Annotated in this window: 5 protein-coding genes; 3 read left to right on the forward strand and 2 right to left on the reverse strand. The window is 50.8% G+C overall.

Translation table 11 applies throughout. The features are described 5' to 3' along the window. The first annotated feature begins 1,109 nt into the window (after window positions 1-1,109). From J1782_RS00515 to dcuR, 3 genes are all read left to right on the forward strand, one after another. Window positions 1,110-1,427 (forward strand): RcnB family protein, encoded by a 318-nt coding sequence (locus J1782_RS00515; protein ID WP_152323881.1) that lies wholly within the window; start codon window positions 1,110-1,112, stop codon window positions 1,425-1,427. Between the two features lie 253 nt (window positions 1,428-1,680). Further along, the gene (locus tag J1782_RS00520) at window positions 1,681-3,300 is read left to right on the forward strand and encodes a sensor histidine kinase (RefSeq protein WP_208952229.1); all 1,620 of its coding nucleotides are present in this window, start codon (window positions 1,681-1,683) and stop codon (window positions 3,298-3,300) included. Further along, the gene (gene dcuR, locus J1782_RS00525) at window positions 3,297-4,016 is read left to right on the forward strand and encodes a two-component system response regulator DcuR (protein ID WP_165060351.1); all 720 of its coding nucleotides are present in this window, start codon (window positions 3,297-3,299) and stop codon (window positions 4,014-4,016) included. Before J1782_RS00520 ends, dcuR begins: the two co-directional genes overlap by 4 nt. Here dcuR and J1782_RS00530 read toward each other — a convergent pair. Together J1782_RS00530 and J1782_RS00535 are read right to left on the reverse strand one after the other, a co-directional pair. After that, window positions 3,997-4,965 (reverse strand): FAD:protein FMN transferase, encoded by a 969-nt coding sequence (locus J1782_RS00530; RefSeq protein ID WP_152323878.1) that lies wholly within the window; start codon window positions 4,963-4,965, stop codon window positions 3,997-3,999. The genes dcuR and J1782_RS00530 overlap by 20 nt on opposite strands. Before the next feature lie 167 nt (window positions 4,966-5,132). Beyond that, window positions 5,133-7,910 (reverse strand): flavocytochrome c, encoded by a 2,778-nt coding sequence (locus J1782_RS00535; RefSeq protein ID WP_217151960.1) that lies wholly within the window; start codon window positions 7,908-7,910, stop codon window positions 5,133-5,135. Between the last annotated feature and the right edge of the window lie 154 nt (window positions 7,911-8,064).

An 8,064-nucleotide genomic window follows, 5' to 3' on the forward strand; every position in this document is an offset into this window, starting at 1 on the left:
GTCCGTGATATTAAGTCGCAGCGCGGCCAGACGAGTGGTCAGCCTGTTATCAATGACATCCTGCAAAATCTTGAGGCGGTTAACTTCATTCATCGTGAAAAACTCCGAACCGTGTGCCGTCATCAGTAGTGTCCTCAGCGGATAAAACACCTGGAACCACGACAATAAAACGGACATTTGAAAATAGCCAGATCCGGACATTTCAATTTAGCTACTACAGACTTGGTGCGCATAATCATGATTATGTTAAATAGAATATCATTAACGCACCCGCCATCATTCCACCGTCTCTCCTGCATCCTCCATCCTGCGTTATGTTCCTCATCAGGCACTTTTCCCCGTCAGATATCAAAATCATTAAACCGGTTCTGGGTACCTGATGACGTGTCGAATGTCCCGCTGATGTAGGTGCCGTCTCTGAAGATGACCACTTCATCGACTCTCACAGGATGAGCACAATCAGCGCACTGGATGGAATGTACGACTTCTGCCAACGGAGAATTCACCGCGGCAATAAAACGGTCTGAGCCACAATGTTCGCAAACAATCCTGATATCCGGCATGGAATGAACTCGGCATGAGAAAAAAGAATGCATTCAAGATAACATAACCAGAACAATCTTATTGTGGATATTGCAGACGCATGAATCAAGAAGCTCCAACGTAGCGCGTTTTATCATGCTTTTGGAAAGAAATTGATTTGCGGGGCGGGATATTATGCCGATCTGGCAAATAAAAAAAGCCCGCATTAGCACGGGCAAGCACACATTCGGACACAAGGATTAAATGCAGTGGTTATCTGTAGCGAGGTACAGATAACTCAATCATAGCTCTCCCGCTGAAACCCGCTGCGTAACGGGCTGTACAGGCTCAAAAATAAGAATTTTCCGCGTTTTTGAGAAACCGTACTCAGAATGAAGCCAAAAAAAAGCACCCGCACCCCGCTTCATTTGCATTTAGACACAATAAAACGCCCCGTCCTTTGGTGATTTTCTCGTTATTATTCTGTCCTACAAAAAGCACAGGTTTCGGCTTTACTGCTCACACAATGGATTGGCGGCATATCACCGAGGCAGGCATTACGTTGATGGTTTTAAACGGGATAATCTATGCGTCATTCTAAAATTTTTATGTTATCGGCTCTGGTTGTTTCTTCCTTGTTGCCACTGGCCAATACAGCGTTCGCTGCGTCAAACTCTCATGAAATCAAATCGTTCTACGATGATTCCAAACTTTACTCGATTGGCGATCAGGTTCCGGCGCTGTACCGCACCAAGCCCTATGAAATCATCGGCTGGCAGGAACGTCATCTTCCTGCGCCGGATGCAGGCACCCACTGGACATATATCGGCGGCAGTTACGCGCTGATCACCGACACTGACGGTAAGATCACTAAAGCCGAAAACGGCGATATCTACTTCCAGTAAGACGTTTTACGTTCGTGTCTGTAAGGCCTGAAGAGATTCAGGCCTTTTTTCTTTGCAGCATTGGAAGACACGCCGCAAAACGCACTTTAGAAAGTATTAAATAGCGGTAAGATCAAGCGAATAGACTTATCATTATGGCTGAACAGGGTTAGTTCATCGTTCATGCCAGGGTCAGTACATCGGCGCAGGACGTTTAACGCGAACTATTAATTATCATTCATGAGCATTCTGCTCTTTTCTCTTTGGGGCTCCCATGAGCGACTCGCAGCAACGTCAATCAGTGCGCAAGCACCCCATGAAACTCAGCACTTCCGTGATTCTGATGATCAGCGCTGTGATTGCTTCCGTGTTGCTGGTTGTTCATCTGCTCTATTTTGTCCAGGTCAGCGATACCACGCGTGATGGCGTCAAAGATAAAGCGCTGGCTGTGGCGAGAACGCTGGCGGATTCCCCCGAAGTGAAACACGCCCTTTCCCTTTCTCCGGACAGCGGGATAATCCAGCCGATTGCCAGCGCCGTACAAAAGCGCAACGACCTGCTGTTTGTCGTTGTCACAAATATGGACGGCATCCGTTTCTCACACCCGAATACAGATGTGATCAGTCATCATTTCATCGGGGATGACATCAATCCCGCGCTGCTCGGCAACGAAAATGTCTCTATAAATAAAGGGACGCTGGATAAAGCGTTGCGCGTCTTTACGCCGGTGTATGACGATCATCACAAGCAAATCGGCGTTGTCGCCATCGGAATTTCGCTGGTAAAAGTCACCGAGCAAATTAATAAAAGCCGCTGGAGTATTCTCTGGACCGTGCTGTTTGGCATGATGGTTGGCGCACTGGGCACCTGGTTCCTGGTCAAAATGCTGAAACGCATTCTGTTCGGGCTGGAGCCTTATGAGATTTCGACGCTGTTCGAACAGCGCCAGGCGATGCTGCAATCCATCAAAGAAGGTGTGATAGCCGTTGACCAGGACGCACATGTGACGCTCATCAACCAGACCGCCCGCCAGATATTTCAGGAAACCGCCACGGACGTGGAGCCGAATGCGGATTCCCTGCCGCTTATCGCCAACCTGCGCGACGTGCTCAATACCGGCGTTCCGCGCCGTGACGAAGAGATTAACTACAAAGGTCGTTTGCTGCTGAGCAATACCGTGCCGGTGCGCAATAACGGCGTCATTATTGGCGCAATTTGTACCTTCAGGGACAAGACGGAAGTCAGCCAGTTGATGCAGCGCCTGAGTGGCATGGTAAACTATGCCGATTCGCTGCGGGAACGCTCGCATGAGTTTATGAATAAACTCCATGTGATACTGGGTTTACTGCACATGAAAAGTTACGCGCAACTGGAAGATTACATTCTCAAAACGGCCAATAATTATCAGGCTGAAATCGGATCACTGCTGCTGAAAATCAAGTCTCCGGTCATCGCCGGATTCCTGCTGAGTAAAATTAACCGTGCCTCGGATACCCGGCATTTGCTGACGCTCAGCGACGACAGTCTGTTGCCTGATAACAACAATGAAAATCAGGTCGCGGCGCTGATCACCGTGCTGGGAAATCTGATCGAAAATGCGCTGGATGCGCTTGGTGACCAGCCGGACGGCGAAGTCAGCGTGCTGTTACATTATCAGAATGGCTCGCTGGCCTGCGTTGTCAGTGACGACGGACCGGGGATTACACCGGCGAACGTCGAGGCGATATTTGAGAAAGGTGTTTCATCCAAGGGTGATCAACGTGGTATGGGGTTGTTCCTTGCAAAACAGCAAGTTGAAAGCCTCGGCGGAACCATTAACGTGGAATCCGAACCCGATGTGTATACCCAATTTTTTGTACAACTTCCCTGGGATGGTGAGAGGACAAGTTCTTGATCAATGTGCTGATAGTTGATGATGATGCCATGGTAGCCGAATTGAACCGCTGCTACGTGGGCCAGATTGAAGGCTTCGCGTGCTGCGGTACGGCGTCGACGTTACAACAGGCGAAAGATCTGGTTTTGAATTCAGAACTGTCTATCGACCTGATTTTACTCGATGTGTACATGCAGCAGGACAACGGCCTGGATTTACTTCCTGAGCTGCGCGATGCCCGCCGCCCTATCGACGTGATCGTGATTTCATCTGCCGCCGATGCTGAAACCATCAAAAAATCGCTGAATTACGGCGTTGTGGATTATCTGATCAAGCCGTTCCAGTTTTCCCGTTTCGAGGAAGCACTGACGGGCTGGCAGCAGAAAAAAACGCTGATGGATAACCAGCAATATTACGAGCAGTCGGACGTTGACCGGTTAATTCATGGCAATAACCCGGCGGCGGTAGAATCCAAAAAGCTGCCGAAAGGCCTCACGCCACAAACGCTGCGCACGCTGTGCCAGTGGATTGACGAGCATCCGACGATAGAATTCTCCACCGACGAACTCGCCAGTTCAGTGAATATTTCCCGGGTGTCTTGTCGTAAATACCTGATATGGCTGGCACAGATGAACATCCTCTTCACCAGCATTCACTATGGCGTGACAGGCAGGCCAGTTTACCGCTATCGCTTACAGGCCGATCATTACTCGCTGCTTAAGCAATACTGCCAGTAATGTGATACTCCGTGTCCAGCGGCGTGAACGTAAACTGCCGCTGCGACGAGCAGATAATCTGCTGGTCTTTTGTGACAAAAACAGCCTCAATGTGCGGGACATTTTGCAAGTACCTGAGGCTTTTTTTCACGCCCATGCCGTAAAGCAGCGTGGTGTAGATATCACCGTCAATCGAATCATCGGAAATAATTGTCACGCTGAGAAGCTCATTATCCAGCGGATAACCGGTTTTCGGGTCGAGAATATGATGGTAACGCTGACCGTCTAGCTCGAAATACCGTTCATAAATGCCCGATGTCACCACCGATTTGTTCGTCACGTTTATCACGCCAATCAGCGACTCCGGATCAGAAAATGGCTTTTTCAGGCCAATCGCCCAGGCGCCTTCAGCCCCTGCGCCCAGTGTTTGCACATTGCCACCCAGATTGATGAGCGCCTGAGTCACCTGCTGTTCACGCAAAAAATCCCGAACCACGTCAGCAATATAGCCTTTGGCAATCGCGCCAAGATCAATTTCCATCCCCGTTTTATGCAGAAAAACGGACTGCGATCCTTCGTCGAGGATCACATCATGCGGATCCGTTATCTTCAGCAGCGCCTGTAAGTCAGTGGCAGCAGGCACGGTGTTGCCGCTAAAACCGATTTTCCAGCGCTTCACCAGCGGGCCGATGGTGAAATTAAAACTGCTGTTTTCCTGTACGCTCACGGCTTTCGCCCGGCTGATCAGGTCAAACACCGGTTTGCTGACGGCAACGGCGTGATTGCCAGCCGCATGGTTAACCGACATCACTTCAGATTGCTGGCGGTTAACCGTCAGTTTGTTTTCCTGAAGTTTGATGAGCCGGAAAACGTTGGAGGCCAGAGTTTCATTATGTTCAAACAGCTTGAGAAGAATGGGCGAACCCATTAAAACGGCGGAGTAAGCATAAACACGTTCGTCTGGTGTCATCAGATTTACCCAAAAGCAGGCCTTAAGACCATAAAGAAGAAATGTGAAAAGCCCGCCCCACAGCGATGCGGGACAGGCTTTACGTTGAACTGAAACCTTAACCTTACGGGTTACAGGCGCTGGCTTAGCGTTGCCAGACTCCGTACAACCGGAAGGAAAACGGTTTTTTATTGCATCGCGTATTTCGCTGCGTTCTGTCCAGCAAGAATACCGAAGATAATGATATCTGCAACGGCATTCCCGCCGATACGGTTGCCCCCGTGGATCCCGCCGACCACTTCACCGGCTGCAAATGCACCGCTGAGCACCTGTTTCTGAGCATCCAGCACGCAGGTATCGGTATTAATGGTTACGCCGCCCATGGTGTGGTGAACCCCCGGCGCGATACGGATTGCGTAAAACGGCCCCTGATTGATCGGATGACGCATCGCCGTTTTACGACCAAATTCAGCATCGTCTTGTTTATCCACCGCAACGTTGTAAGTTTCCAGCGTAGCGAGGAACGCGTCTGACCCCATTTCCAGCTTAGCGGCCAGTTCACGTGGCGTTGCTCCGCTGATAACGAAACCGCGCGCAATATACTCATCCGCGGCTTTGTTGTTTAAACGCACCTGCTCGTCGAAGACCACGTAGGCAAATTTCTCTGGCAGACCGATGATTTTTGCAGAAACTTTGTCGCGTGTTTCCATCTCATTGAAGAAGCGATGTCCCGCCTGACTGACCAGAATCGCGCCGCCGCCACGGATGGCTTCGGAAATCAGATAAGACGTTGTCTGTTCCACGGTGGGGTGAATTTGAATTTCACCCATATCAACGGTACCTGCACCGATTTTTTCCAGAATGGCGATACCGCCACCGGTCGCGCCTTTGTGGTTAGTGGTCACGAAACCGTCCAGCTCGGGACGATATTTCACGACCATATCGCGGTTGGCGCTGAAACCACCTGTCGCAACAATCACGCTTCTGGCGTTTACCGTCAGCACTTCGTTTTCATCGTTGAGCAGTTCTACGCCCTGCACCGCGCCGTTGGTGTAACGGATTTCGGTCACGGACGTATCCAGCATCACGTCGATATTGCGTTTGTTGAGGTTTTTCACCAGGCCGCTTATCAGGAAGCCGCCGACTGCACTTCGGTCTGCCGGACGGTGTGTACGGTCGATGCTCATCCCGCCGGTAATGGTGATATCGCTGAGTTCAATGTTGTGTGTAGCCAGCCATTCGACGGCCTGCGGGGCGCGCTCGATGAATTCTTTCAGCAGTACGGTGTTGTTTTTAAACTGTCCGCCTTTCAGGGTTTCCTGATAGAACAGCTCTTTGCTGTCTTCAATGCCTTTAAGTTTTTGGAAACGGGTTTCCGCGGCGTTCATACCCACGGAGGCTTTGATGGTGTTGCCGCCGATGGTAGACATTTTCTCAACGATCAGCACTTTTGCGCCTTCATCACAGGCCTGAATCGCTGCCGCCAGACCGGCACCGCCGCTGCCAACCACCACCACGTCGTAGTTTTGCGGTTCGGAGAGGTTGCCGCCCTCTTCCAGCAATTGCGCTTTGCAGGATTTCGCTATGGCTTTGGATACCGCTTTCTTCACTGCTTCACTCTGTTCTGTTGCCCCCGTAACGGCGTCAACATGCGGGCTGTTTGCATCCAGAATACGTGTACGGATGATGTCGAAGCTGGTGGTGAATTCCACATCCAGATCCGCACCGGCCTCCAGCACGATGTCAGAGATGCGGTCGGTTTCAAGACTGACGTTAATCGCCAGTTCACGCGCATTGTCTTGCACTTTTTCCTGGAAAATACCGGCTTTGAATTTTTTCGACGTCATGCTCATGTCGCGGATCATCGCGTCAACCAGCGAGAAGCGCCACAGCGGTTCAGGAATGGTCAGGGCTTCGCGCTGTGTGCTATCGATAAACAGCTCGAGTTTCTGATCATTCGCAATACGGTCGGTCCAGTCCGGATAAGCAATGCAGGCTTTACCGATGGCAATCATGTCGTAGCCATGTTCCAGCGCCAGCTCCGCGTCGGCTTTATTCACAATACCGCCCACGCCCATCACCGGGATGGCCGCCAGCACCTCAGAACGCATCGCGACATATTTGTCGATAAGCGGCGTCGGGTCTGTGGTATCGACGATGGAAGGACGCAGCGAATAACCGAGGGAGAAATGAAGATAATCCAGGCCACGCGCCGCCAGCTGTTCGAGCAGGTACATCGTATCAGTGAAGCGAATGCCCGGTTCTTCGAGTTCTTCCGGCGAGAAACGGTAGCCAATAATGAAAGAGGAATCGGCGTATTTCTGCGCCATTTCATGGGTGATATCCAGCACCGCCAGCGGGAAGCGCGCGCGGTTTTCGCGGCTGCCGCCCCATTTGTCGTTACGCTGGTTGGAGTTCGGGGAGAAAAACTGCTGGATAAGGTAAGTATTCGCGCCGTGAATTTCCACGCCGTCGAAACCGGCCTCAATCGCGCGGCGGGTCGCTTCACCAAATTTGGCGATCATGCCATCGACTTCTTCGGCGGTTAACGCGGCAGGAGTTGCTGCACCGTCACGCGGAGCGGCCAGCGCGCTTGGCGCAACTGGCTGCTGTCCGCCAATCAATTTGGGTTCGCTCATGCGGCCGCCGTGATAAATCTGCAACAGCGCTTTGGAACCCTGAGATTTCACTGCTTCGGCAATTTTCGCCAGACCGGCAATTTTGCTGTCATTGTCGATACCAATAGCGCCCGGAAATGCGAGGCCTTTATCATCAACAAAACAACATTCCACGATAACGGTGCCGATACTGCCAGCGCGGGCACGGTAATACTCCACCAGTTCGCTGGTGACGGTACCATCATAAAAACCGGTGCAGGTGGTCATGGGTGCCATCAGGAAACGGTTTTTCAGTACGGTACCATTTGGCAGAGTGAACGGACTCAATAGCGGTTGGTTGGTGCTCATAATGATAACTCCAAATTTTAAGTATTAATTTTCTGAATTCTTTACCGGCCGCTATTTGACGAAATATGTGATTATTATTTGTGTTTTTTTTCGATGCCGGTCTGATGCTTTTAATATAGTTTTATTTTTAGTTTCAAAACCTCTTACATTAGTT

Source organism: Rahnella sp. BCC 1045 (assembly GCF_019049615.1).
In the GTDB taxonomy this organism is placed as follows: domain Bacteria; phylum Pseudomonadota; class Gammaproteobacteria; order Enterobacterales; family Enterobacteriaceae; genus Rahnella; species Rahnella contaminans.